The sequence below is a fragment of the Gordonia bronchialis DSM 43247 genome (genome assembly GCF_000024785.1).
GTDB lineage: Bacteria > Actinomycetota > Actinomycetes > Mycobacteriales > Mycobacteriaceae > Gordonia > Gordonia bronchialis.
The window spans coordinates 1691026-1715880 of record NC_013441.1 but is presented as its reverse complement, the minus strand read 5'-3'; the positions used below and the strand labels follow the sequence as shown (position 1 = coordinate 1715880).

The 24855-nt window shown below is 66.0% G+C and carries 24 protein-coding genes and 1 pseudogene; 14 read left to right on the top strand and 11 right to left on the bottom strand.

The genetic code is table 11. From position 1 onward, the window contains the following. On the top strand, window positions 1–816 hold the full coding sequence (locus tag GBRO_RS08075; protein WP_012833480.1) for a patatin-like phospholipase family protein: 816 nt from the start codon (window positions 1–3) through the stop codon (window positions 814–816). Then, a complete protein-coding gene (locus GBRO_RS08070) occupies window positions 813–1433 on the top strand; it encodes a histidine phosphatase family protein (RefSeq protein ID WP_012833479.1) in 621 nt (206 codons plus the stop codon). The genes GBRO_RS08075 and GBRO_RS08070 overlap by 4 nt, the downstream gene beginning before the upstream one ends. Here GBRO_RS08070 and GBRO_RS08065 read toward each other — a convergent pair. Genes GBRO_RS08065 through mca form a run of 3 tightly spaced genes read right to left on the bottom strand, consistent with a single transcriptional unit; the run spans window position 1381 to window position 4575 of the window. Continuing rightward, window positions 1381–3471 carry a thioredoxin domain-containing protein gene (locus GBRO_RS08065; protein WP_012833478.1) on the bottom strand — a complete coding sequence of 697 codons (2091 nt, stop codon included), beginning with the start codon at window positions 3469–3471 and terminating at the stop codon, window positions 1381–1383. The genes GBRO_RS08070 and GBRO_RS08065 overlap by 53 nt on opposite strands. Further along, window positions 3446–3727 carry a hypothetical protein gene (locus GBRO_RS08060; RefSeq protein WP_012833477.1) on the bottom strand — a complete coding sequence of 94 codons (282 nt, stop codon included), beginning with the start codon at window positions 3725–3727 and terminating at the stop codon, window positions 3446–3448. Before GBRO_RS08060 ends, GBRO_RS08065 begins: the two co-directional genes overlap by 26 nt. Beyond that, the gene (mca, locus tag GBRO_RS08055) at window positions 3724–4575 is read right to left on the bottom strand and encodes a mycothiol conjugate amidase Mca (protein ID WP_370452948.1); all 852 of its coding nucleotides are present in this window, start codon (window positions 4573–4575) and stop codon (window positions 3724–3726) included. The genes GBRO_RS08060 and mca overlap by 4 nt, the downstream gene beginning before the upstream one ends. Before the next feature lie 96 nt (window positions 4576–4671). Between mca and GBRO_RS08050 the strand changes: the two genes are divergently transcribed. The 3 genes from GBRO_RS08050 (at window position 4672) to greA (ending at window position 6545) form a co-directional block, all read left to right on the top strand. After that, complete coding sequence (locus GBRO_RS08050; RefSeq protein WP_012833475.1) at window positions 4672–5133, top strand: DUF4307 domain-containing protein; 462 nt, start codon at window positions 4672–4674, stop codon at window positions 5131–5133. Next, window positions 5130–5903: a queuosine precursor transporter gene (locus GBRO_RS08045; RefSeq protein WP_012833474.1), complete on the top strand. Its 774-nt coding sequence runs from the start codon at window positions 5130–5132 to the stop codon at window positions 5901–5903. The genes GBRO_RS08050 and GBRO_RS08045 overlap by 4 nt, the downstream gene beginning before the upstream one ends. 147 nt (window positions 5904–6050) lie before the next feature. Continuing rightward, complete coding sequence (gene greA, locus GBRO_RS08040) at window positions 6051–6545, top strand: transcription elongation factor GreA (protein WP_012833473.1); 495 nt, start codon at window positions 6051–6053, stop codon at window positions 6543–6545. 58 nt (window positions 6546–6603) lie between these two features. Here the strand turns inward: greA and GBRO_RS08035 are convergent, their stop codons facing one another. The 4 genes from GBRO_RS08035 to GBRO_RS27525 all read right to left on the bottom strand — a co-directional run bounded on the left by GBRO_RS08035 (window position 6604) and on the right by GBRO_RS27525 (window position 8030). Then, window positions 6604–7275, bottom strand: coding sequence for a nucleotidyl transferase AbiEii/AbiGii toxin family protein (locus tag GBRO_RS08035; RefSeq protein ID WP_083775558.1), 672 nt, complete (start codon window positions 7273–7275; stop codon window positions 6604–6606). 4 nt (window positions 7276–7279) lie between these two features. Continuing rightward, a complete protein-coding gene (locus GBRO_RS08030) occupies window positions 7280–7489 on the bottom strand; it encodes a hypothetical protein (RefSeq protein WP_012833471.1) in 210 nt (69 codons plus the stop codon). Window positions 7490–7573: 84 nt separating this feature from the next. Further along, window positions 7574–7849 (bottom strand): hypothetical protein, encoded by a 276-nt coding sequence (locus GBRO_RS08025; protein WP_012833470.1) that lies wholly within the window; start codon window positions 7847–7849, stop codon window positions 7574–7576. Next, window positions 7764–8030 carry a helix-turn-helix domain-containing protein gene (locus GBRO_RS27525; RefSeq protein ID WP_317629961.1) on the bottom strand — a complete coding sequence of 89 codons (267 nt, stop codon included), beginning with the start codon at window positions 8028–8030 and terminating at the stop codon, window positions 7764–7766. Before GBRO_RS27525 ends, GBRO_RS08025 begins: the two co-directional genes overlap by 86 nt. On the opposite strand from GBRO_RS27525, the gene GBRO_RS08020 reads away from it, so the two are divergent. Further along, window positions 7996–8937 carry a DEAD/DEAH box helicase gene (locus tag GBRO_RS08020; protein WP_321573981.1) on the top strand — a complete coding sequence of 314 codons (942 nt, stop codon included), beginning with the start codon at window positions 7996–7998 and terminating at the stop codon, window positions 8935–8937. The genes GBRO_RS27525 and GBRO_RS08020 overlap by 35 nt on opposite strands. 70 nt (window positions 8938–9007) lie before the next feature. Here the strand turns inward: GBRO_RS08020 and GBRO_RS08015 are convergent, their stop codons facing one another. Further along, window positions 9008–9688 (bottom strand): DUF4352 domain-containing protein, encoded by a 681-nt coding sequence (locus GBRO_RS08015; RefSeq protein WP_012833468.1) that lies wholly within the window; start codon window positions 9686–9688, stop codon window positions 9008–9010. A 199-nt stretch (window positions 9689–9887) separates the two neighbouring features. Here GBRO_RS08015 and GBRO_RS08010 point away from each other — a divergent pair, with 199 nt between their 5' ends. Genes GBRO_RS08010 through GBRO_RS07995 form a run of 4 tightly spaced genes read left to right on the top strand, consistent with a single transcriptional unit; the run spans window position 9888 to window position 16516 of the window. Beyond that, a complete protein-coding gene (locus tag GBRO_RS08010; protein ID WP_041919798.1) occupies window positions 9888–11342 on the top strand; it encodes a DUF3375 domain-containing protein in 1455 nt (484 codons plus the stop codon). Further along, a complete protein-coding gene (locus GBRO_RS08005; RefSeq protein WP_012833466.1) occupies window positions 11339–11935 on the top strand; it encodes a DUF4194 domain-containing protein in 597 nt (198 codons plus the stop codon). Before GBRO_RS08010 ends, GBRO_RS08005 begins: the two co-directional genes overlap by 4 nt. Further along, on the top strand, window positions 11935–15327 hold the full coding sequence (locus GBRO_RS08000) for an ATP-binding protein (RefSeq protein ID WP_012833465.1): 3393 nt from the start codon (window positions 11935–11937) through the stop codon (window positions 15325–15327). The genes GBRO_RS08005 and GBRO_RS08000 overlap by 1 nt, the downstream gene beginning before the upstream one ends. Before the next feature lie 4 nt (window positions 15328–15331). Beyond that, window positions 15332–16516, top strand: coding sequence for a DUF3322 domain-containing protein (locus GBRO_RS07995; protein WP_012833464.1), 1185 nt, complete (start codon window positions 15332–15334; stop codon window positions 16514–16516). A 39-nt stretch (window positions 16517–16555) separates the two neighbouring features. Here GBRO_RS07995 and GBRO_RS07990 read toward each other — a convergent pair whose 3' ends face one another. After that, a complete protein-coding gene (locus GBRO_RS07990; protein ID WP_012833431.1) occupies window positions 16556–17944 on the bottom strand; it encodes an IS256 family transposase in 1389 nt (462 codons plus the stop codon). Between the two features lie 30 nt (window positions 17945–17974). Beyond that, window positions 17975–18712, bottom strand: a complete 738-nt coding sequence (locus tag GBRO_RS07985) for a hypothetical protein (RefSeq protein WP_041919797.1) — start codon at window positions 18710–18712, stop codon at window positions 17975–17977. Between the two features lie 93 nt (window positions 18713–18805). On the opposite strand from GBRO_RS07985, the gene GBRO_RS07980 reads away from it, so the two are divergent. From GBRO_RS07980 to GBRO_RS07970, 3 genes and pseudogenes are all read left to right on the top strand, one after another. Next, window positions 18806–19132, top strand: coding sequence for a hypothetical protein (locus GBRO_RS07980; protein WP_041919796.1), 327 nt, complete (start codon window positions 18806–18808; stop codon window positions 19130–19132). 71 nt (window positions 19133–19203) lie between these two features. Beyond that, window positions 19204–20179 (top strand): annotated as a pseudogene (locus GBRO_RS07975) (ATP-binding cassette domain-containing protein). Beyond that, window positions 20179–21015, top strand: coding sequence for an ABC transporter permease (locus GBRO_RS07970; RefSeq protein WP_012833461.1), 837 nt, complete (start codon window positions 20179–20181; stop codon window positions 21013–21015). The pseudogene GBRO_RS07975 and the gene GBRO_RS07970 overlap by 1 nt, the downstream one beginning before the upstream one ends. A 108-nt stretch (window positions 21016–21123) precedes the next feature. On the opposite strand, the gene GBRO_RS07965 is transcribed toward GBRO_RS07970, so the two are convergent. Then, on the bottom strand, window positions 21124–24318 hold the full coding sequence (locus GBRO_RS07965; RefSeq protein ID WP_012833460.1) for a BTAD domain-containing putative transcriptional regulator: 3195 nt from the start codon (window positions 24316–24318) through the stop codon (window positions 21124–21126). Window positions 24319–24341: 23 nt separating this feature from the next. Here GBRO_RS07965 and GBRO_RS07960 point away from each other — a divergent pair, with 23 nt between their 5' ends. Beyond that, the gene (locus tag GBRO_RS07960; RefSeq protein ID WP_012833459.1) at window positions 24342–24851 is read left to right on the top strand and encodes an SRPBCC family protein; all 510 of its coding nucleotides are present in this window, start codon (window positions 24342–24344) and stop codon (window positions 24849–24851) included. The last annotated feature ends 4 nt before the right edge of the window (window positions 24852–24855 follow it).

Genomic DNA, 24855 nt, shown 5'->3' with positions numbered 1-24855 from the left:
ATGTCCTCAACAGTGGTGCTCGGCGGGGGCGGTCTGGCCGGTATCGGCTGGCTGACCGGTGTGCTGGCCGCGCTCGAGGAGACGGGGGCACTGACGCTCGCCGACGCCGACACGGTGATCGGCACCTCGGCCGGCTCGGCCGTCGGTGCGGCGGTTCTCCAATCCGGCTCGGCGGTCACGCAATTCGATGTGATGGTCCGCGCGACTCGGCGCAACACCGAACTCTCCCCCAGCTCCGATCTGACCGCTGTGATGACCGGGATCGTCGCGATCAACGAGAGCGACGCCGATGCCGCGGACAAGGCGCGTCGGCTCGTCGAGCTGTCGCAGCGATACGCCCGGACCGACCCCGCCGCACGCCGGGCGGTGGTGGCCAGCCGGTTGCCCTCCCAGCAATGGCCGGAGAATCTGCAGGTGACCGCATTGCGCGCCGATGGCGAACTGGTCGCCTTCACCAGCGGGACGGGCGTCGGAATCGTCGACGCGGTGGCCGCGAGTTGCGCGGTCCCCGGCGTCTGGCCGGCCGTCCACGTCGATGATGCCGACTACATCGACGGCGGAAGTCTCTCGGCGACCAATGCCCACCTCGCCGCCGTCGCCGATCGCGTCTTCGTGCTCGCACCGATGGCCAACCTCGGCGGCGCACCTGCTCCCGAGGTGGCGGCCGTGCTGGATCGCGCGACCGTCATCAGGCCGTCGGAACGCGCCGCAGCCGGTTTCGGGCCCAATCCACTCGACCCCGACATCCGGGGTGTCGCTGCGGTTCTCGGGTACGAGGACGGGTATGCCGTCGCAACGACAGGAGACATACGATGACCGACCGAACCCACCGTCGGGTCCTGCTCATCCGGCACGGCCAAACCGAGTGGTCGCTCACCGACCGTCACACGGGTCGCACCGACATCGACCTCACCGCCAAGGGCGAGCATGACGCCGCCACCCTCGACGGGGTCCTCGACCGGCTCGGCCCGATCGATCCCTACGTCATCGTCTCGCCGCGACGTCGGGCACAGCGCACGGCCGACCTCGCCGGCCTCCGCGCCGACGAGATCACCGAGGGGGTGGCCGAGTGGGACTACGGCGATTTCGAAGGGCTGACGCGCGTCCAGATTCACGCCGACCACGATCCGGACTGGGCCATCTGGACTTCCGGTGCCCCGCACGGCGAGTCAGTGGACGCGATGACCCGCCGCGTCGACATGGCGGTCGCGATGGTCGCGGGACACCTGGCCGATCACGATGTGGTCATCGTGTCGCACGGGCATTTCTCCCGCTCGTTCATCTGCCGGTTCCTGGGGTGGCCGATCGCCTTCGGCGCCAACGTCGACCTACGGCCGGCCGGCACCGCGATGCTCGCCGACGTGGCCGGTGATCGCCGGATCACTCATCTGGTGGGTCCGGAGGGCGCGAGCCTGTCGACGACGGCGCTGTGAGCACCGCGTCGGCCAATTGGTCCAACGCCGTCACCGGAAGGCCGCACACGTTGCCGCGGCACACATAGGCGGCGTCTCGACCGTCGACCGGCCCCCGGCTGTCGAGCAGCGGTTGTGAATCCTGTTCGCCCACAACGACGATAGTGCCTCCGGCCGCGAGTTCGCGGGCGGCGCGGGCCAATTTCCCGTCGCTGCGGGACGCCTGCGCCACCGCGATCTGCATCGGTCCGGCCACCCGAGCCTGCGCCACCGCCAGCCAATGACCGGCGGAACGTGCGAGTTTCGCGAGCAGAACCGCGCCCCGGGCCAAGGTCGCGTCCAGAAGTTCGGTGTAGCGCGCCGCGTCGTCGACCCCGGCCAGCCCCGACGCCAGCAGCAACGCCTCGGCCATCAGTGACGCTCCGGCCGGCGTCGCACCATCGACCGGATCGCGCGGGCGGGCGATCAATCCGTCGCCGGCGGCGTCGTACCAGGAACCGGCTTCATCTCGGTCGGCGAAGACGTCGATGGCCCGATCGAGTATCCCGAGACCGGCTGTGCGCCAGTCGGTATCACCCGTGACGGTGAAGAGGGTGAGCAATGCCGTGGCCAGTGCCGCATGATCGTCGAGTCCACCGGCGGGCACCCCGATCGTGCCGCCGAGCGAGGATCGCCGGACCGCGCCGTCGACGACGTGGGTATCCAGGATCTGTTCGGCACACCAGACCGCGTGATCGATCCAGGCCGGTTCGCCGAGTCCGGCGCCGGCCTCGGCGAGCGCGGTGATCGCCATGGCGTTCCACGCGGTCACCACCTTGTCGTCCCGCGCGGGCTGTGCGCGTGACGCCCGCGCGACCCGAAGTCGCGCCCGCACCGAATCGAAACGCTGCGCGTCGTCGGGGTCGGTGCGCAACTGCAGCGTCGAGGTACCGTGCTCGAAGGTACCGTCGGCGGTGACCGCGAAAAGCTCTGCCGCCCAACGTCCGTCGTCGTCGCCGAGGACCGCCGTCAGCTGCTCGGGGGTCCACACGTAGGTCGATCCCTCGACGCCCTCGGTGTCGGCATCGAGGGACGACGCGAAGCCGCCCGCCACCCGCAGGTCCCGGTCGAGGAAGTCGACGATCTCACCGGTCACCCGGCGGGCCAGCAGATCTCCGGTGCGGCGCGCGAGATGGGCGTACACCCGCAGCAGTTGCGCATTGTCGTAGAGCATCTTCTCGAAATGCGGTATCACCCAGTCGTTGTCGACGGCGTAGCGGGCGAAACCGCCACCGAGCTGATCGTGGATTCCGCCGCGCGCCATCACATCACACGTGCGACGGGCCGCTGCCAGCGCAGCCTGATCGCCGGTGACCTCGGTGTGCCGGATCAGTCCCTCGAGCAGTGCCGACGGCGGGAACTTGGGCGCACCACCGAATCCGCCTGCGGCTCGGTCCTCGTCCCCGAGGACGGCGGTCACCGCGTGCGCCAGCAACTTCTCATCGACTGCCAAGGTGCCCGGCGGCAACGCACTCGCGTTCGCCTCGACGTGTTCGCGCACTTTGCTTGCCATCGCGTCGATCTCGGTGCGCCGCTGCGTCCACGCCTCGGTGACCGCCGCCATCACCTGACGGAACGACGGCATGCCCGGTCGCGGCGACGGCGGAAAGTACGTGCCGCAGTAGAACGGTTCGCCGGCCGGGGTGAGGAAACAGGTCATCGGCCAGCCACCCTGGCGGGTCATCGCGACCGTCGCACTCATGTAGATGGCGTCGATGTCGGGGCGTTCTTCGCGGTCGACCTTGATGCAGACGAAGTCGGCGTTCATCTGCGCGGCGGTGTCGGCGTCTTCGAAGGATTCGTGCGCCATCACGTGGCACCAGTGGCAGGCCGCATAGCCCACCGACAGCAGGATCGGCACGTCGCGTCGTCGGGCTTGCGCCAGTGCGTCCGCACCCCACTCCTGCCAGTGCACCGGGTTGTCGGCGTGCTGGCGCAGATAGGGACTCGACGACGCGCTCAGCAAGTTGCGCGCGCCGTCGGGGGTGGCCCCGTCAGGTATCGGCCGACTTTCGTTCATCGGTGGCGACCCCCGATTCCGTTGTCGCCGAGTCTGTTGTCGCCGGTGCGTCCGTGCCCTCGTCGAAGGCCTGGTCGGCCTCGGGATGTTCGGCGTCGAAGGTCTTCGGCAGCTTCTTCAGCTGCCGGTTCATCGACCAGATCAGAAATGCGGTGGCGATCAGCAGCACGATGATGATGAGCAACCCGAGCGGCGACGCCTTGCCGAACTCGGGTCCCTGCGGCTGCTGCTGCGCGGCCAAGATCATGAGGTTCATGGCTGCTCGATCCCGGCGAAGAGGTCTGTTTCGGGGATCGATGTCTTCACGCGCGTCTGCGCGAGCTCGAACTCCTCGGTCGGCCACAGCCGTTGCTGCCATTCCAGCGGCACCGCGAAGAACACCCCGTTCGGATCGATCTGGGTGGCGTGCGCGCGGAGGGCGTCGTCACGCTGCGGGAAGTACTTTCCGCACTCCACCTGCGTGGTGACGCGGCCCATCAGGTCGCCGCGGCTCGGGTCCCACTTGCTGAGCCATTCGGTGAACGGGCTCTCCTGACCGTGCCGCGCGAACTCGTCGGAGAACAGCACCATGCGGTCGCGGATGAAGCCGTGCGTGTAATACAACTTCGAGACGGTCCAGGGTTCGCCCGCGTCGGGGAAGGCCTCTGGATCACCGGACTGCTCGTAGGCGGCGACGGACACCTCATGGCAGCGGATGTGGTCCGGATGCGGATACCCACCACGCTCGTCGTAGGTGATCATCACGTGCGGTCGGAACTCGCGGACCACCTTGACCAGGGCTTCGGTGGCGACCTCGAGCGGGATGGTCGCGAACGACCCCTCCGGCAGCGGGGGCAACGGATCGCCTTCGGGCAGGCCCGAGTCGACGAAACCCAGCCAGGTCTGCTGTACGCCGAGCGCAGCCGCGGCCTTGGCCATCTCCTCACGCCGGACCTCCGGCATGCGCTCTTTGATTCCGGGCCGGTCCATCGCCGGATTCAGGATGTCGCCACGCTCGCCCCCGGTGAGTGTGACGATCAACACCTCGTTGCCCTCGGCCGCATACCGGGCCGACGTCGCCGCACCCTTGCTGGACTCGTCGTCGGGGTGGGCATGGACCGCCATCAGACGGAATGCACCGGCCCCGGCGCCGCCTGGTTGGGATTCGGTCACGGTTCCTCGCCTTCGGATCGCTACTCCACCCATGGTAGGTATTGACCCGTGAACAGTTCGGACGGGGGGACCGCGCCGCGCCCGCAGAGCGGTCCGCGCGCCACCTATCCCGAGCAACGTGGGTCCACCCGCAGCCGGCGGCGATGGTTCGTCGGGCTGTCGGTGCTCGTCGTGGTCGCCGGAGTGGCGATCGCCGCGCTCGGCTACACGAAGTTCGGCGACGAGGACGTGAAGGGCGAGGGCACCGGCTACGAGCTCATCGACTCCTCCACCGTGGCCGTGCAGTTCACCCTGACCCGGTCCGATCCGAGCAAACCCGCCGTCTGTGTGGTTCGCGGCCGATCCAAGGACGGCAGCGAGACCGGGCGTCGAGAAGTGCTGATCGCCGCCGGCCCCGACCGTCAGCAGGGCGTCCGCGCCCTGGTCAAGACATCCCAGCCGCCGGTCATCGGCGAGGTCTTCGGCTGCACCGTCACCGTGCCCGCCTACCTGCGGGAACCCACCGGATGACGACGGATCGGCCGACCACGGGACAGGCTCGTCCGCGCGCGGTGTTCGCCACGGTGTCAAGTCCGTACTACCCGCTGCTGGTCGCGTTGTTCGTCGGCGTGATGCTCATCAGCAACGTCACCGGAACCAAGGGTGTAGTGCTGTTCGACAGCTGGCTGCATCTCGACGTCGGACCGATCCACATGACCGGATTGGTCACCGACGGCGCGTTCTTCCTCTTCCCGCTCGCCTACGTTCTCGGCGACGTGATCAGTGAGGTGTACGGCTTCCGCGCGATGCGCCGCACCATCTACGCCGGTTTCGCGGTGCTCATCCTGGCGTCGCTGTGTTTCTGGCTGACCATCCACCTACCGGCAGCCGATTTCTACGACGGTCAACAAGCCTTTGAACGCGTCGCCGGCGTGGTCCCGCAGTTCCTGCTCGCCGGTCTGGCCGGCTACGTCGTCGGCGAGTTCCTGAACTCATTCGTGCTGGTCAAAATGAAGGAACGTGCCGGCGAGCGACGTCTGTGGGCGCGCCTTATCGGCTCGACGGTGGTCGGCGAATTCGCCGACACGCTGGTCTTCTGCTCGATCGCGGCCTCGGCGCTCGGCATCTCCACCTGGGGCGATTTCATCAACTACACGCTGATCGGCTTCCTCTGGAAGACGCTGGTGGAGCTGCTCGTGATGCCCATCACCTACTTCGTCGTCAGACGGCTCAAACGTGCTGAGCCCTCCTATCAGGAAGCTCTCCGATCGGCCTCTGCCGCCGACGGCGATGTGCTTTAGCTCTCAGCGACTGGTATCCTGGTTCGATACACGGCTCCGCGAGGGGTCGTGTTGCTGCATTTAGAGCGCGCTGTGAGGCGCGCGGGAGCAGTCCACATGTCCGGGTCGAGAACGCGCCCGGGCGCGGACAACACAAAGGAGTGACCGATGACCGACACCCAGGTGACCTGGCTGACACAAGAATCGCATGACCGCCTCAAGGGCGAGCTCGATTCCTTGATCGCCAACCGTCCGGTCATTGCTGCCGAGATCAACGAGCGACGCGAAGAAGGCGACCTCAAGGAGAACGGCGGCTACCACGCGGCACGCGAGGAGCAGGGCCAGCAAGAGGCTCGCATCCGCCAGCTGCAGGAACTGCTGAACAACGCCAAGGTCGGTGAAGCGCCCACCCAGTCGGGTGTTGCGCTGCCCGGCTCAGTCGTGACCGTCTACTACGACGGTGACGAGAAAGACACCGAGACCTTCCTTATCGCCACCCGCGAAGAGGGCGCCCAGGGCGGAGACCTCGAGACCTACTCCCCCAGCTCGCCGCTCGGTTCCGCACTCATCGACGCCAAGGTCGGCGAGACCCGCGAGTACAGCGTGCCCTCCGGCGCAACCGTCAAGGTGACCCTCGTCAGCGCCGAGCCTTATCACGGCTGATCCTCGGCGGTAGACCATGACTCCGCCCCTCGCGATGGATCGCGAGGGGCGGAGTTCGTCATCGGGCTCGTAGATCGGCGAGGCGTGCACGTAGGTTCTCGTCGGTGACTGTCTCGATCTGCAGTTCGCGCATGCACGTGGCGAGCCATTCCGAGCGAGTGAGCAGATCATCGACAGCGCGGGCGAGGTTCTTGTCGACGCTCGGGCCGTAGGCCCCGACAGCCTTACCGCGCCCGGCTGACCATTGCGCGGCGTCCGCGGGCAGCATTGCCAAGTCGATGACGTCACGACTGAACAAGGCCCGATCGGCCCAGCGGTCATCATTGGCTAATAGCTTGCTCGCGACCATGTCGCCCACCGACAGGGTGGTGATCCCACACACTTCATCGCCCTGAGATGGCGGGTCGAAAGCGATCCGCCCCTCGTGGACGATCTCGAACTTGATTGGACCGGTGCCAGAGGTGACGAGGGTCCGAATCCCGTAGCGGTCGGCGATCACCTCGCGAAGCGGGTCGAGAGCACCGACAACGCCAATGCCGCGCTCGACGATCTGCGCGCGAATCGCCTTGTAACCAGCCCAATCCGAGACCATGAAGTCAATGTCAGAGGACACCCGCCACTCGCCGAACCTCATGACCATCGCCGTGCCACCGCCAAAGTAGCAGTGCGCGGCGCGAAGACGCTCACCGTCCAACTCGACGAGCAGATCCTCGATGCTGCGATGCTGCAATCGCTCAAACAAGTAGCCGCCCCGAGCTGTACGTATCGGCAAGGTACTGCACGAACTCGGCTTCACGGCGTTCGAGATCGCCGACGAAACGCCAGTTGCGCTCGTAGAGATGAAGCGCGTCGAGCTCGGTGAGCACGCTGTCGTCGCCAAGATGCCAGGCGAGCAGCCGAAGCTGTGGGTAGTCAGCCACAGTTACACACAACTGATCCGTCATCGGCCACCTCCCTTCTCGACGTGAATCTGGCAGGTCGTGGCCGAGCTTACGCCGTCTGTGCTGGTGATGGCCCCTGAAGTGCCGCTAGTTCGGCAGTTCGGCGAGCAGCCTCGCGAGATGCTGTTCGACGCGCGACATGGCGGCTGTAGTTGCCTGCTCGGGCGATTTGCGATGCACCTGACTGTCGGCGTCCGGGAGCAGGTAGACAGGCGGAACCCGCAGCGCTTTGGCCAACCGGTAGACCGTCGACAACTGAGGGTCGGCGATTTTCGGCTCACGGTTGCTGGTGTTGCGTTCCAGGTGAGATCTGGTTCCGATGCATTCCGCATCGATGGGCCAACTCCTCTTGGGAGAGTCCACGTTCGCGCCGAATGGTCCGCAGCCGATTGCCGAACGAGTCTCCGTAGGTACCCCACTCCAGGGATCCTCGTTCGCGGGCAGGCACTTCCCCAATCTGTCCGAAGCACAACGTATTGTCTGCACAACAAGATGTGTGACGGAGGTGCGTGGTGATCCGACTGGAGGAACTGGCTTCGGGCATGCGGCTCGCCGGTCGCTGGCCGGCCCCGGTCGAGGTCAGGTCCGTGACCCGGCACGGAGATTCGGCCGCGTCGATCACCATCCGTCATGCCGACGGCACCTTCGACGAGGAGATGATCTTCGCCGACGACCTGAGCGAGCTGTTCATTGCCGAGGACTCCGCGCGATGGTCCTTCACCGCCGAACCGACCGGTTTCAAACTCGCCACCGAAGCACTCCGCATTCGTATGGCGGGCAACCACGATCCGATGGTCGCGGTCGCCACCAGCGACATCTCACCGCTCCCCCATCAGATCCGGGCGGTGTACGGAGAACTGTTGCCGCGCACTCCGTTACGGTTCCTGCTCGCCGACGACCCCGGCGCCGGCAAGACGGTGATGGCCGGGCTCTACGCCAAGGAACTGATGTTGCGTGGCGACCTCGCGCGTCTGCTGATCGTCGCGCCCGGCGGGCTCGTGGATCAATGGCAGGACGAACTCGATTCCAAGTTCGGCATCGCCCCAACCATCCTCACACGTGAGCTGATCAACGCCAGCATCGACGCCGACCCGTTTGCCGCACATCCGATCATGATCGCCCGCATGGATCAGCTGGCGCGCGATGAGGAGATCACCGACCGGCTCGCGCGCAGCGAATGGGACCTGGTCGTCGTCGACGAGGCACACCGCATGTCCGCCAACTGGTGGGGTGGTGAACTCCGAAAGACCAAGCGTTTCAACCTCGGCCAGCTCCTCGGCGCGGTCAGTGCCGGCGATAGTGAGGGCGAATCCCACCACCCGATCCGTCAATTCACCGTCCGACAACTCCCCCACCGGAGTGCCGTCGAAAGTGTTGCGCCCCAACACCGATACCGACCCATTCGCCACCACAACCCCCATCCAGCCGGAAACCGAACATCCACCACATAACCGCGGCCACCGACAAAACGCGTTCCGCGGAACGCGCCACACTCAGGCGCGTTCCGCGGAACGTCGTCGACTACTTCAGGGAGACCTTCTCGCCACCGGAGAATGCCGAGTCGTGCAACTCTATGCTCGCCGGAACAGCACCCTTCGGCATGTCGTAGACGACCTTGACGGTCACCTTGTTGCCGGGATTGATGTTGTCCCACACAGCGATATCGGAACCGCCGAGGGCGATCTGGGCCGTCGGGCTCGGCTCGAAGCTGCGGCCCTGGGCGTCGAACAGCTTCTGATCCGACGGTGAGAATCCCTTGGGCGCGTCGCTGGTGTTCTCCACCGTCATGGTGACGATGACGAACTGCCCTTGTGCCTGTTCGGTGAGATACGGATTGTCGCCGACGGATTCGAGACCGGACTGCACGTCGGTAACCACGAACTCGAACTTGCCGTCACGCACCGGGGTGTTCATCCCGGCCGGCGCATCCTCGCGCTCCTGCGTCGCGGTCTCCTTCGCGGCCGTGGTCGCACCGGGCGCACCCGCGGTCTCCGTGCTGTTCTTGTCGTCGCCACCGCCACCGGACACCGCGGCGATGATGATGAACAGCACGACGATCGCGCCGACGATCCACGGCCACTTCTTCGCCTTCTTCTTCGGCGGCTGGAACGGAACGCCGTACTGGGGCGGCACCCCCGTCGGCGGCATTCCAGCCGGCGGCGGGGTGGGGGCACCGTACTGAGGTGTATTCGGATTGGTCATCGGAAGTCCTTCTGCAAGTGCGGTTCCCGGGAAGTCGGAACCACCGTGCGACGAATGCAACACGACAGGTCTGACAATTCCGGCGCCGCGTTCCGCGGAACGTCATCCGAATGACCGACGTCGTCACCCCAGGTCAGGTCAGCCCGACACCGAGCCGGCATCCGCGACCATGTCGTAGGCGCCCACTACCCTGGTGCCCGTGAACTACGACGAGATCGCCTCGCTGCGCAAATCCAGCGCTGCCTGGCGGCTCCTGCGCGCCGACAACGCGCCGCTGATCTTGTCGTTCCTGGGCCGCGTCTTCGTCGAGGACAACGTCCGCGAGATGTCGTCGTCGCAGCTCATCGCCCTGCTCGACGACGAGCTCTACGCGCTCAGCGAGCGTCTGGGTGCCGACACGCACCCCAAGTCGGCCAAGGCCTATCTCGACGACTGGTCGGCCGGGGAGGTCGGCTGGCTACGCAAGTACTACGTCTCCGGCAGCGACGAACCCCACTATGACGCCACTCCGGCCGTCGAGCGGGCCGTCGGTTGGGTGAACTCGCTGCGTGAGCGCAGTTTCGTCGGCACCGAATCGCGCCTCAACACCGTCTTCGAGCTGCTGCGGCAGATCGTCTACGGCACCGAGACCGATCCCGAGGTGCGCCTGACCGAACTCCGCCGCCGCCGCGCCGAGATCGACGCGGAGATCGACGCCGTCGAACGGGGCGACTACCGGCTGCTGGATGCCACGAGCCGCAGTGATCGCTATCAGCAGTTCGCCGACACCGCCCGCGCATTACTGTCCGACTTCCGCGAGGTCGAGGCCAACTTCCGTGCGCTCGACCGCGAGACCCGCGAGCGCATCGCCACCTGGGACGGCACCAAGGGTGAATTGCTGGACGAGATCGTCGGCACCCGCAATCTCATCAGCGACTCCGACCAGGGCCGCAGCTTCCAGGGCTTCTATGATCTGCTGCTGTCCGCAGACCGGCTCGACGAACTCACCGAACTCATCGGACGTGTGCAGTCGCTCGACGACATCGCCGGCGCCGACGACCGGCTCGGGCACATCCACCACGACTGGCTCGATGCGGGCAGCCGTGCACAGGCGACGGTGCGTCAACTCTCCGAACAACTTCGGCGCTTCCTCGACGATCAGGTATGGCTGGAGAACCGTCGCGTGATGGACCTGCTCCGCAACATCGAGACCTCCGCGATCGCGCTGCGCGATGAGCGAACGGCCGGCTTCACCCACGAGATCGACGCTCTCACACCGGCGATCACACTTCCGCTGGAACGACCGCTGTACCGCAAACCGGCGGCCGCGTCGGTCGACAGCGAGGGAATCCAGGCCGGTCATGCCGACAGCTCGTCCGATGCTCTCTTCGAGCAAATGCACGTCGACCCGCAGCCCCTCATCGATGGTGTGCGACACCGCCTTCGTCGTCAATCGCAGGTGACACTGGCCGAGATGATCGATGCGGAGCCGCTGCGCCAAGGGCTCGCCGAACTCGTCACCTACCTGTCACTCTCCGACGACGCCTTCGCGAAACTCTTTGACGAGACCGCAACCGACGCCATCACCTGGACCGACGACAACGGGACCGAACGCACCGCACGCATCCCACGTGTCATCTACACGCGCGCTAGTCCCGGAAGGCAACGAGTATGAGCCGCAACGTAGCTCGCGACGAACTCAACCTGTCGCTCGCCGTCACCACCCTCATGAAGGGTGTCGTGTACCGCGACTCGCACGAGGTGATCTGGCAGCACCTCACCGGATTGGCGGCGCAGGTCAGCGATTACGTCGCCACCCTGGGTCTCACCGTCGAGATCAACGAGGCCGAAGGGTACGCCTATCTTCGATCGCGCCCCGACGACGAACTCGAGGAACGCGGCATCCCGCGCCTGGTTCCGCGCCACCAGTTGTCGCTGCACACCAGCCTGTTGCTGGCACTTCTCCGAAAACGCCTCGCCGAATTCGACAGCAGCGACTCCGGCACCCGGCTCGTGCTGAGCGGGCAACAGATCGTCGAGATGATGACGCCATTCCTGCCGCAAACCACCAACGAGGCGCGCGCCGCCGATCAGGTGGAGACGGCGTTGCGCCGCGTCGTCGAACAGGGACTGGTACGTCGAATCCCCAAGCAGGAAAACCAATTCGAGGTCCGACGCGTGATCAAGGCATTCGTCGACGCCCAGTGGCTGTCCGACCTCGACTCCCATCTGTCCGAATACGCCGAGCTACTCGCCGGGGACCGCTGATGACCGCATTGTTCTCCACCACCGACCTCCACGACTCCGACGCCCTCACCGGCTTTCGGCTACACCGCTTTCAGGTGCTCAATTGGGGCACCTTCGACGGTCGCGTGTGGACGCTGTCGCTGGACGGCCGCAACGGCCTGCTCACCGGCGACATCGGTTCGGGTAAATCCACTCTCGTCGACGCGCTGACCACATTGCTCCTGCCCGCCAATCGCGTCGCCTACAACAAGGCCGCCGGCGCCGACATCCGCGAGCGTGACCTGCGCTCGTATGTGCTGGGCTACTACAAGTCCGAACGCAACGAGGTGACCGGGAGTTCGCGGCCGGTCGCGTTGCGCGGGACGTCGAGCTACTCGGTCATCCTCGGCGTCTTCGTCAACGAGGGATTCGACGAGGAGGTCACCCTCGCGCAAGTGTTCTCCATGCGCCACGATAACGGCCAGCCGGAACGCTTCTTCACCGTCGCTGACCGTGCCCTCGACATCACCGCCGACTTCACCGACTTCGGTCCGGAGCTCAAGGCATTGCGCAAGCGCCTGCGCCAGAACGGGACACGTATCCACGACCACTTCCCGGAGTACGGGCGCGATTACCGTCGTGCCCTGGCCATCAAATCCGAGCAGGCGATGGAACTATTCCATCAGACGGTGTCGATGAAAGCCGTCGGCAACCTCAACAGCTTTGTGCGCGAGCACATGCTGGAGTCCTTTGACTCCAGCTCGTGGGTCGACACGCTCGTCACCCACTTCCAGGATCTGACGGCCGCGCACGATGCGGTGGTGCTGGCCCGCACCCAGCTCGCCGAGCTCGAACCCCTGCTCGCCGACCACGATCGATACGCCGAACACACCGCGAAGGTCGACGAATTACGTTCGCGCCGTGACGCATTGCGTTTCTACTTCGCGCAACGACGCGAATCATTGCTCGAAGCCGAGATCTCCGGCCACGAGGCGGCATTGGGTGCCGCGCACTCCGACCTCGACGAGGTTGATGCGTCGCTTACCGTGTTGCGCACCCGCCTCGACGAACTCCGATTGGAGCAGGCGGGACTCGGCGGCAACGAGATCGCCACCCTCGAGCAGCGGATCACCGAAGCCGGGCAGCAGCGTGACGAACGACAACGCCAATACGACCGGTTCAGCGGCTTCCTCACCGACGCCGACCTGCCGACCGTCACCGACCGTGCCCAGTTCGATCAGCGTGTCCGCGACATCGAGGGCCTCACAACCGAACTCGACACCGAGGTCACCGAGCGCCGCAACGCGGTCACCGAGCTGTCGGTCGACCGCCGGCAGCTCGACGTCGACGGCCGCAAGCTCGCCGAGGAAATCGCCAGTCTCCGCGGCCGCACCTCCAACATCCCCGACCGCAATCTCCGCATCCGGCAAATGATTTGCGAAGGCACCGGCATCGCCGCCGAGGACCTGCCCTTCGTGGGTGAGCTGATCGGCATCCGCGACGACGAAACCCGTTGGGAAGGTGCGGCCGAACGTGTACTGCGCGGTTTCGGTCTCTCGCTGCTGGTGTCGGGTGACTGCTACGACCCCGTCTCGCAGTGGATCAACGACAATCATCTCGGTGGCCGCGTCGTCTACTTCAAGGTGCCGCCCCGGACGTCGATGCAAGGGGTGACCACGCCACCGCCTCCCGCGCTCGCCCACAAACTCGATATCAAGGACGGCCCGTTCTACGACTGGCTCGAACGCAAGCTCTACGAACGCGCCCGGCACGTCTGCGCTGAGACCTTGGACGAGTTCCGTCGGGAGGAGTTCGCGGTCACCACGGCCGGCCAGATCCGTTCCGGCGGTGGGCGTCACGAGAAGGACGACTCGCATCGCGTCGACGATCGACGCAATTACGTCCTCGGCTGGCGTAACGAACAGAAGATCGCTGCGCTGCTGGCCGAGGGACAGCGAATCCAGAACGACCTCAACCGGATCGACGGCCAGATCGACGAACACACCCGCCGGCTCGGTGTGCTGCAACGTCGACGCGCGGCGCTGGACAAGCTGACCGTCTTCACGTCCTTCGACATGGTGGACTGGATGTCGGTCGCGACCCGGGTCGCCGATCTGCAGAGGCGAAAGGCCGAACTCGAACAATCCTCACACGAGCTGGCGCGGGTCACCGCCGAGATCGAGCGCACTGTCACACACATCGACGAATCCGGCGTCCGCCGTGACGAATTGCGCGACACGATCGCCCGTCTCACCGTCGCACGTGACGACGCCGTCGACGCACGCACCGCGGCCGCCGCGATTCTCGCGGATGATGGGTTCGCCGACGCGACCGTGCATTTCGCTGGCATCGACGCCGGCTTGGACCCGACAACCACACTCTCCCTGCAGAACTGCGCCGCCATCGAATCCACATTGTCGTCGAAGCTGACGTCCGAGGCCGAACAACATCAAGGTCGGGCGTCGAATCTGGCCACGCGGGTGGTCAACCAGATGTCGGTGTTCAAACGCAACCATCCGGTGCTGACCACCGAGATGGATGCCGACATCGCGGCCGCCGGCGAATTCCGGTCGCTGCAACAGCGTCTCGCCGACGACGATCTACCGCGGTTCGAAGCCGAGTTCAAGAACTACCTGAACACCAACGCGATCCGCGACATCGCGATCTTCTCCGCCCAGCTCGGCAAGAAGGTCCAGCAGATCCACGACAAGATCGACACCATCAACGACTCCCTCGCCGGCATCGAATACAACCCGGGCCGTTACATCCGACTCGAGGCCACCCTCTCACCCAACGCCGAGATCCGCGAGTTCCGCGACGAGCTGCGTCGCTGCAGCGACGGTTCCTTCGACGCCGACGCCGACGATCACTACGCCGAAGAGAAGTTCCTCCTGGTCAAGTCGCTGGTGGAACGGTTCCGCGGGCGTGAGGGCTACACCGACATCGACCGCAAATGGACCGCCTTCGTCACCGACGTCCGCAACTGGGTGACGTTCGCGGCGTCGGAACGCACCGTCGCCGACGACACCGAGTTCGAGAACTACACCGACTCCGACGGCAAATCCGGCGGACAGAAGGAGAAGCTCGCCTACACCATTCTCGCCGCGTCACTGGCTTATCAGTTCGATCTGAAATGGGGTGTGCACACCTCCCGCGACTTCCGGTTCGTCGTCATCGACGAGGCCTTCGGCCGTGGTTCTGACGAATCCGCCCGGTACGCCCTCTCGCTGTTCAAACGACTCGGACTGCAGTTACTGATCGTGACGCCGTTGACCAAGATCTACACCATCGAGCCGTTCGTGTCGGCGGTCGGTTACGTCGAAAATCGTTCCGGCGCACAATCACAACTCCAATGTCTGTCCATCGAGGAGTACCGGGAGCGCAAACGGGTGCGCGACATGATCAGCATGGTCGACGAATCCGGCACCGGCTGAGGTGATGACGTCTGCCACCGGGCCGGCCTGGACAGCGCCGACCGACGTACTCACGCGACTCCGTCGACGGTGGGACCGGGGCGACTACCTTCGTGCCCGTGCCCTCGGCGAACCGTTCACCCCCATCGACATGGCCATCCGCGGCCCACGGCCAGGTGAGCTCGGTGAACGCTACGACGAGGTCGCCGCGTGGGCTCGCGCCTGGCATGACACCGCCCGCTCACCACACCTACGCGTGACCATGAAAAGCGTGGGCGGCAAGAAGTTCGGGGTGACGACGCTGCCTGACCGCGTGATCATCGAGACCATCGACCATCTCGCCCGGCTCCTCGGAACCACGGCCCAGATCAGCCGACATGATGAGATGCTGGCCGCGGTGTCCGATCAATCGAAGGTACGGGACTGGGTCGCAACCAAACCCGGACGCGCACTCGCCCACCACGACGACTGGCCGTCAATCGTGGCCGCGCTGCGCTGGCTCGCCACCAACGCCGGAAGTGGCCGGCGCCTGCGGGAGATCGACGAACCTGGCGTCGACACCAAGTTCATCGAAACCCACCAGCGCATCCTGCTCGAACTCGGTGCACTCGTCGTCGAGCCGGATCTCGTAACGCCGTCCGCGAAGTCTATCGCCGGCCGCTTCGGTTTCGCCACCGGGCACCTGCGGGTTCGTTTCCGCCTGCTCGATCAGCAATGCCGCACCCCGACACCGGGTTTCGACGACATCGAAGTCCGTGCCGACGACCTGGCGCGTTCCCCTATCGACGTCGAGAAGGTCATCGTCGTGGAGAACCTCGCCACCTATCTGTCGTTCCCCGCGACACCCCGATCGGCCCTGATCTTCGGCGGCGGCTACGCCGCATCAGTCATCGGTTCACTGCGGTGGCTGCGCGAACGTGAGGTCCTGTACTGGGGTGACCTCGACACCCACGGGTTCGCGATCCTCGACCGCGTCCGCGTCACCGTGCCGCACGCCCGCTCGATCCTGATGGATCGCGTGACGCTGCTCGCGCACCGGGAACGCTGGGTCACCGAACCCGCGCCGGTGGACCGTCGGCTCCCGAACCTCACCGACGACGAGGCGTCGGTGTATCGCGATCTGGTGGAAGACGCGTTCGGTCCGTCGGTTCGACTAGAGCAAGAGCGAATCCCGATGGCTGTGGTGGAGCTTGTCAAGATGTTTGTGTAAGAACGTGACTCCTGATTTTTGTGTGCTTGCTGTTGCGGTCTAGGTGAGGTGGGGTTCGATGCGGTCGGGGTAGGCCAGGGCGAGTTGGCCGAGGGCCTGTTTCCAGTTCGTCACGACCTGTCCCTCGACGAGTCGTCCGGGGGCTTTGCGGGTGGCGGCGGGCTTGCCGCGTTCCTTCTCGCGTTGCCGGGCGCGTTTGTCCTCGATGTCGCAGATCGCCAGCCACAGCAGCTTGCGGACCGCGACGTCATTCGGGAAATGGCCGCGGTTCTTGATGACCTTACGTAATTGATAGTTCAGCGACTCGATCGAGTTCGTGGTGTAAATGACCTTGCGCAGTTCGGGTGGGAACGCCAAGAAGGGGATGAAACGGTCCCACGCCCGGTCGAAAGCCTGTGCTGCACTGGGGTATTTGACACCCAACTCCGAGTCGCGGAAGGCCTCCCACTCGAGGCGGGCGACCTCGACATCCGGGGCTGTGTAGATCGGTTTGATCGCCCGGGCCACCTCCTTGCGGTCTTTGTAGTTGACGAACCGCATCGCGTTGCGGATCAGATGCACCACACACGTCTGCACGGTGGCCAGCGGCCAGGTCGCCTCGATCGCCTCGGGGAATCCGGTGAGCCCGTCACAGCACACGACCAGCACGTCTTTGACGCCGCGGTTGGCCAGATTCGCGCACACCCCGGCCCAGAACCTCGCGCCCTCTTCGGCCTGTATCCAGATCCCCAACACATGCTTGATACCGGCCATGTCGACGCCAATCGCTATGTGGGCGTGTTTGTTTCGGACGTGGGCGCCGTCTTTGACCTTCACCACCAACGCGTCGAGATAGATGACGGGGTACAGCGCCTCCAGCGGCCGGTTCTGCCATTCGTCGACCGCGTCGAGGACCTCGTCGCAGATCTTGGAGATCGTCTCGTGGGACAGATCGGTGCCGATTGTGGATGCGAGGTGGTGTTGGATATCGCGCAACGTCATGCCGCCGGCATAGAGCGAGATGATGATGTCATCGAGGCCACCGAGCCGGCGCGACCCCTTGGGGACCAGACGTGGGGTGAACGTGCCGTCACGGTCACGAGGGACGTTCAGCTCGACCGGACCGGCTTCGGAGGCGACCGTTTTCGGGGTCGACCCGTTGCGGGCATTCGGCAGTTCCCGACCGGCCGGGTCGCCCTTGTCATAGCCGAGGTGATCGGTCAGTTCGGCTTTCAGCCCACGTTCGAGGGCGAGTTTGATCAGACCCGGAATTAGGCCACCGTCCCCGGTGATCTGAACCTGCCCGGTATCGATCTGGGCCAACAACTCATCGACCATGCCCGAAGCCGCCAACGCCTCGGCCACCTCCGCAGTCGAACGTGGCTCGGCCAGCTCAGGCAACTGATGATCGTCGTGGCCCTGCTGCTTGTCGTCTAACGCCATGCTCATAGATCTTCCTCTCTCTGATGAGCACTGGACTTACACAGACCATCTGACACCCCCCTGTGGTGGCTGACGCAGTGAACTGAGCGCGCCGGTCTCGAGCGCCGCACCGATGCCGGCGATCAACGACACCACCTCGACTCCCCCTGCTGGCGCACCGTGTCCGACCGTCACCGGGAACGCGGCCGCCTCCACGATAGGTGCCTTGCGCCACTTCTTTGGTTGCTGCTGTCGGATTCGACTATCGCGGGACAAGATGTGGAACACGAGCATGTCCGGATCCAACGGAACGTCCAACGCTCGCGTCGACCACCAGAGCACCCCGTCAACCGGAACCGGCGGCGGGTCGGACTCGACGGGCGACGGCTCCCGCCGGTAGGTAGCGGACGTGTTCTCGAACAGCATCCATCCGCAGACCTCCAGGCTGTCCAGGCCCGCGGCCCCGCCGTCTGTGGACGCCGAATGCCTGGCGACCTCGATCGCTCGATCAGGCACCCACAGCGGTGTCTCCCTGATGAGTGTGTCGGTCGCGATCTCCATGTAGTCGCGCGCCCGGGCGAGTCCGATCTGCGCAGTCCGGCACCGTCCACGTTCGTGTTCATCACCGGACTCGGTCAGCACCTCGATCTCTGCGTCGAGCTCGTCGTGCAGGTCGTCGAACTGCCGCAGGATCGCAGTGGCGCCCGCGACGAGCCCCTGCCGAATCCGTGCGATGTTGCCGGGCCGCCAGGCCGGCTCGGACGATGGATGACGCCGTCCCCGAGTTCCTCCCATGCGATGACCGTAGGCGCGATCGGGCGCCTCACCCACAGACGATCCACAGGATCCCCCAAGACCGTCTCCAACCAGCGGATTCATCATCGAGACATGAGAAGAATCCGACATCCCCAACCCGAAGTGACCCTGGTGGTGCTCGACGACGACGCCGTTGTCGCCGATCACGCACGCACCCTGTTCGAAGCGAACGTCCCGCTCGCCGTCGTCAGCAACCACTACACCGCCGTGGTGCCGTTCATGCTCGGCAACAACGGCTACACCGTCGCCCTCGTCGCCGACGTCGACGACCCGGCCCAGCTCGGCGGGGCCATCGCCATCACCGAACAGCGCCTCGGTCCCGTCGCCGCCGTGATCCGGTACGCCACCGACCTGCCGCACCGTCCGTCCGGATCACACAGTCCGGCATCCGCCGCCTGACCCCCTACCTGCGACAGCGCATGTAAGCGCGTGCAAGCGCCACGACAGGACCTCGGTCCACAGTGTGTGGCATGACAACAATCACGAGTACCGACCTGGCGATCGAGGCGCACGGTCTGGTCAAACACTTCGGTTCGACCCGCGCCGTCAACGGTGTGGACCTGTCTGTACCCACCGGTTCGGTGTACGGCGTGCTCGGCCCCAACGGAGCCGGGAAGACCACCACGGTGAGCATGCTCGCCACCCTGCTGCGCCCCGATGCCGGCACTGCGACGGTCTTCGGCCACGACGTCGTACGCGAGCCCGTCGCCGTCCGCTCCCTCGTCGGCGTCACCGGGCAGTATGCCTCGGTCGACGAGGATCTCACCGCGACGCAGAACCTCGTCCTCTTCGCCCGTCTGCTGGGCTTCTCCCGCCCCGCCGCGCGAGCACGCGCGAATGAACTCCTCGAGCAGTTCGCCCCTCACTGAGGCGGCCAACCGCCCGCTGAAGAACTTCTCCGGCGGTATGCGGCGGCGACTCGACCTCGCCGCCAGCCTCATCGACACCCCGCCACTGTTGTTCCTCGACGAACCCACCACCGGTCTCGACCCGCGGACCCGCGCCCAGATGCGGGACACCATCCGCGATCTCATCGCCAAGGGCTCCACCGTGCTGCTCACCACGCAGTACCTCGACGAGGCCGATCAGCTCGCCGACCGCATCGCCGTCATCGACCACGGTGTGGTGATCGCCGACGGCACCGCCGACGAACTCAAACAGTCCATCGGCACCAGCACCCTGCAACTGACACCCACCGATCGCGCCGACGCGACCCGCGTCTGCCAGATCGCCGAGCAGGTTCTCGGCGAGGTCGCCACCCTCTCCCCCGAGGCCTCCCGCGTCACCGTCGGGTTGCATCGTTCCGACCTTGTCCCCGACGTCCTGATCGCGTTGCGCGAGAACAAGATCGCCATCGACGAGATCACTGTGCAGAAACCCAGCCTCGACGAGGTGTTCCTGACCATCACCGGCCAGCCGGTATCCGAGGAAGCGGAGGTGGCCTGATGACCACAACCATCGAACGCGCGGAGAAGTCCCGCGCCATCACCACCCGCGAAGCGCGCGGCGAGGCCAAGACCTCGGTGAGCTTCGCCGAAACCGTGCGTCAGTCGTTGTCCATGGCCTACCGCGGCGTGCTGAAGATCCGGCACAACCCCGAGCAACTGTTCGACGTGACGATCCAGCCGATCATCTTCACCCTGATGTTCACCTACATCTTCGGTGGCGCGATCAGCGGCAACGTGCACGACTATCTGCCGGTCATCATCCCCGGCATCCTTGTGCAGACCGTGATCATGACCTCCATCGTCACCGGCACCCAGTTGCGCGAGGACATGGACAAAGGTGTGTTCGACCGCTTCCGGTCGCTACCCATCGCGCGCATCAGTCCGCTGGCCGGTGCCCTGCTCGCCGACGTCATCCGCTACCTGGTGGCCACCACGCTCACCATCGTCATGGGTGTCATCATGGGCTGGCGTCCCGAGTTCTGGGGAGTCATCGCCTCGGCACTACTGGTGATGATCTGCAGCTTCGCCGTGTCCTGGATCTTCGCTCTGATGGGCTGCCTGATGAACAAAGCGTCTGCGGTCCAAGGCATCTCGATGCTCATCATGTTCCCACTGACCTTCATGTCGAATGCCTTTGTGCCGGTGGAGACCATGCCGGGCTGGCTGCAGGCCTTTGTCAACATCAATCCGGTGAGTCACCTCGTCACCGCAGTTCGTGAACTCACCAACTCCGGACATGTCGGCATCCACGTCGTGTGGGCGCTGCTCGGCGCCGCCATCATCACCGTCGTGTTCGCACCGCTGGCCGTCAAGGCCTACATGCGCAACACCTGATCTCCCCGCCGGGCAGATCAGCGCCGCGACACCAGGACCGCCTGGGCTTGTGCCCGCACCTGGTGTCGCGGCGTTTGTGCCATGGCCGTCTCGATCGCCCGCCATTCGTCAGCCGACAGTCCAGACAGGTCGGCCATATCTCGCATGATCACGTAGAACGTCCAATAATCCTGGCGGGCCCGCATCCGCCGGGCCATGGCCAGCAATCGGGCACCCGTGGACCGCGTCGCGCCGTCGGCGCACAGAACGTAGCCGTAGGCCAGCAACATGGTTCCGGCCTGCGGGGCATCCTGCCAGCCCAGCGCGCCGAAGGTCTCGACGACCCCGTCTTCGAGCAACGGCAGGAACTCGCGTGCGGAGTCGGTACGACCGGCCCGCATCAGCCCGGCGACCGTCACCGCGACCAGCATCCCCACACCCGGGTCGCGCGCCCCGAGCGGGTGCTTCCCGCTTGAGCACGGCGGCGGCGCGTCGATACAGGCCTGCGGCCAGTTCGTCGTTACCACGCGTCATCTCGAGCTCGGCCGTGCTGACCATCATCGACGCGGTGACCTCCGGACTGCCCTGCGGGTCGGGGTCGGCCGGGGTCCACCCGTCGGCGATCACGGCGAGTTCCGCCTCGGCCTCGGCCAAGAGCTCGGCCGAACCATCGAGTTGGCCGGCGGCAACGAGATTGGCCACCAGATAGCATCGCGTCTGCATCTCGTCCTCGCGCGCCCCGTGCTCGGCGAGTCGCCGCAATCCGGTGCGGTAGTACTCGATCGCCTTGTGCCACTGCGCTTGTTGCCCGTACACGCTGCCGATGCTGACGTGCACCATGGCCGCCATCCAGGTGTCGTCGGACGTCATCGCGCGCTCCCGCATCGCGAGACCGTCCTGCAGTGCGCCCTCGAGATGGCCGAAGTTCTCCCGCAGATTCATCCGAATCGACAGCGCCGCCGTCCGCACCTCCTCGTCCGCCGCCTGTGTTCCGCGGACGATGTAGCGGATCGCGGCCAGCGGATGTCTGCTGAGTACACAGGCCGAGATCAGTTCGGCGGGAACGCGATAGACGGGATCGGGACGGTGCAGTCTGCGCAGGTAGTAGCGGCCGGTGGCAAGAAGCCGAAGATCTCGGTGCATCATCTGATGCGCCATCGACGCCACCACCGTCGCCTGCCACGACCGGCGCAGTCCGGGCGGCACATCTCGGGGCGGAACCGGCAGCGACGGCAGAACTCTTGCCCCCCAAGAGAACACCTCGGCGTTGAGTCCGCGGGCCATCCAGAAACCGGTGAGCACCGGGAACACCTGGACCACGGTGTCGACGAGGTCGTCGCGGGCCCCCTGCTCCATCCCGGTCACCGCGCGCCGCAGAATCCACACCAGGTTGTCGACCTCGGCATCGAGCAGCGTCATCAGCTGCCCATCGACACCGCTGTCGTAGTGATCCATCGCCAGCGTGGCGAACTCGATCGACCATGTCCGCATCGCCGCATCGACATCGCGTGACTCGTCGGTCCCCGACGGCGATCCTCCGCTGAGCTTGTCCTCACCGAACTCCCGCACCGTCTCCAACATGCGGTACCGCACCCGACCGCCGTTCTCGGCCACGGTCAGCAAGGACTGGTTGACCAGGGCCTCAAGCGTGTCGTCGAGGCGAAAACCGCGATAGCCCACCACGATCCCCGCCGCACGGGCGGTAAAACCGGCCGGGAATCGGCACAGCCGGCGCAACGCCGAACGCGCGTCGTCGTCGAGGAGTTCCCAACTCCAGTCGATGACCGCGTACAGAGTGCGATGCCGGTCCGGGGCACTGCGATCGGAACCGCGCAGCAGCGCGAAGCGCTCGGCGAGTCGTCGGCCGATCTCCTCGACGGTCATGGTGCGGACGCGGGCCGCCGCGAGCTCGATGGCCAGCGGTAGGCCGTCGAGATGCCGGCACAACTCCGCGATCGTCTCCCGCGGCAGATACGCGTCGGGCCGGATCGCCCGGGCGCGGGCCTCGAACAGGGCCACCGCCGGTCCGGTGACACCGGCATCCAGAACGGGCAGCAGATAGATCCGTTCGGCGGCCAGCAGCAGCGGTGAACGACTGGTGACCAGGATCCGCACCCGCGGTTCGACGGCCAGCAGATCGGCCACCACCTGAGCGCACCGGTCGACCACCTGCTCACAGTTGTCCAAGATGATCAGGGTGTCACGGCCGCGGATGGCGTCGACGAGCCGGTCGGCGAGGTCACCCACGGCCAATCGTGGGCGTCCACTGCCGCCGAGGTCGGTTTCGCCCACTCCGAGCGCGGCCGCGATGGCCGGCACCACGTCGTCGGCATCGCGGACCGGGGCGAGCGGAACGTAGTAGACCTGCGGACCGGTGTCGGCGACGCGGTAGCCGACGCGGTTGGCCACCCGGGTCTTGCCGACCCCGCCGGGCCCCTGCACGGTGACCACCCGGTGACGTTCGAGCAGTCCCAGGACGGTGGCGATGTCGTCGTCGCGGCCGATGAGTTCGGTGGAATCGGCGATCAGACCGGCGACCCGCCCGCGGCGCGGCGTCGCCGGAGTCGGTACCGAATCCTTCTGCAAGAGTTCGGCGTTGAGCGCAACCGCCTGGGGTCCCGGGTCCACGCCCAGCTGCTCGGACAGTGCACGCCGCAGCCGCGCGAACACCGCGAGTGCGTCCGGGATCCGCCCAGACCCGGCCAGCGCCCGCATCAGATCGACATGTGCCGTCTCGTCGAGTGGGTCTGCGTCGCAACGCTTCTCGGCGAGTTCCACGGCGGTGGCGTGGTCGCCGGTCGCGATCGCCAACGAGATGCGCCGCCGGTCCAACTCTTCGTCGAGTCGCCTTGCGCGCGTGCTCAATTCGCCGGCGAGATCATCGGTGTCACCGCCCAGATCCTCGCCGGGTGCACCCCGCCACCAGCGCGCCGCGGTCCGCAGCGACTCGGCGTCGCCCGCCTCGATGAGATCGGCGACGATCTCGAGGTCGGTGCGGCACCCCGTCAGTCGGTATCCGTTGCCCAGCCCCTCGATCGACGCCGACCCGAGAAGTGGACGCAGACGCGAGATCTGGGTCTGCAGGGCGGCCGACGGCGCCTTGGGCGGCAGGTCGCCCCAGACGTCGCCGATGAGGCGTTCGGTGCTTCGGGCGCGGCCACCGGCGAGCACGAGGGCCACCAGCAGGCGCCGAGCGCGCACCCCCGGCACGGCGACCAAAGTGTCCGGCGACGACGTCTCGGTTCCGGAACTGTCCACAGCGACCGGACCCAGCACACCGACGACGGTGGTTCCGGTGCGGGCCGGAGAAGCGGTCGTGGACACTCAGACAGGTTAGCCCCGCATGTTTGAATGAGTCATGGCACGCACCCATCGACGTCGACTTCTTCGACTCCGCCCCGATCACCTACCGCATCGATGTGAACCTGCCGGTCACGCCTGCGCGCGCGTGGGCCGAGCTGACCCGGCAGAACACCCTCGACTGGTGCCGCGCGATCAAATCCATCGAGTTCACCTCCCCCGCCCCGTACGGCGTGGGGACGACCCGCCGGGCGGCGCTGCCGGGCGCGGGCCTGTCGGAGCACTTCTTCGTGTGGGATGAGGATGCGGCAACGGGCAACTACCGCAACGCCTTCTACGCGACGTCGGCGTCGACGCCGGGTCTGCGACGCTTCGGCGAGCTCACCGAGGTGACTCCGGCCGACGTGGGCTGCCGGCTCATCTGGCTGTTCGGCATCGAACTCGCCACCTCGGCGAAGGTCGTCTCCGCCTTCTCCGGTCCGACCGCGTCGAAGGTGTTCAAGACGGTCGAAACGGACACGCTGCGGCATTTCGCGCAGTTGTCGCCGCAGAGCTGAGCGG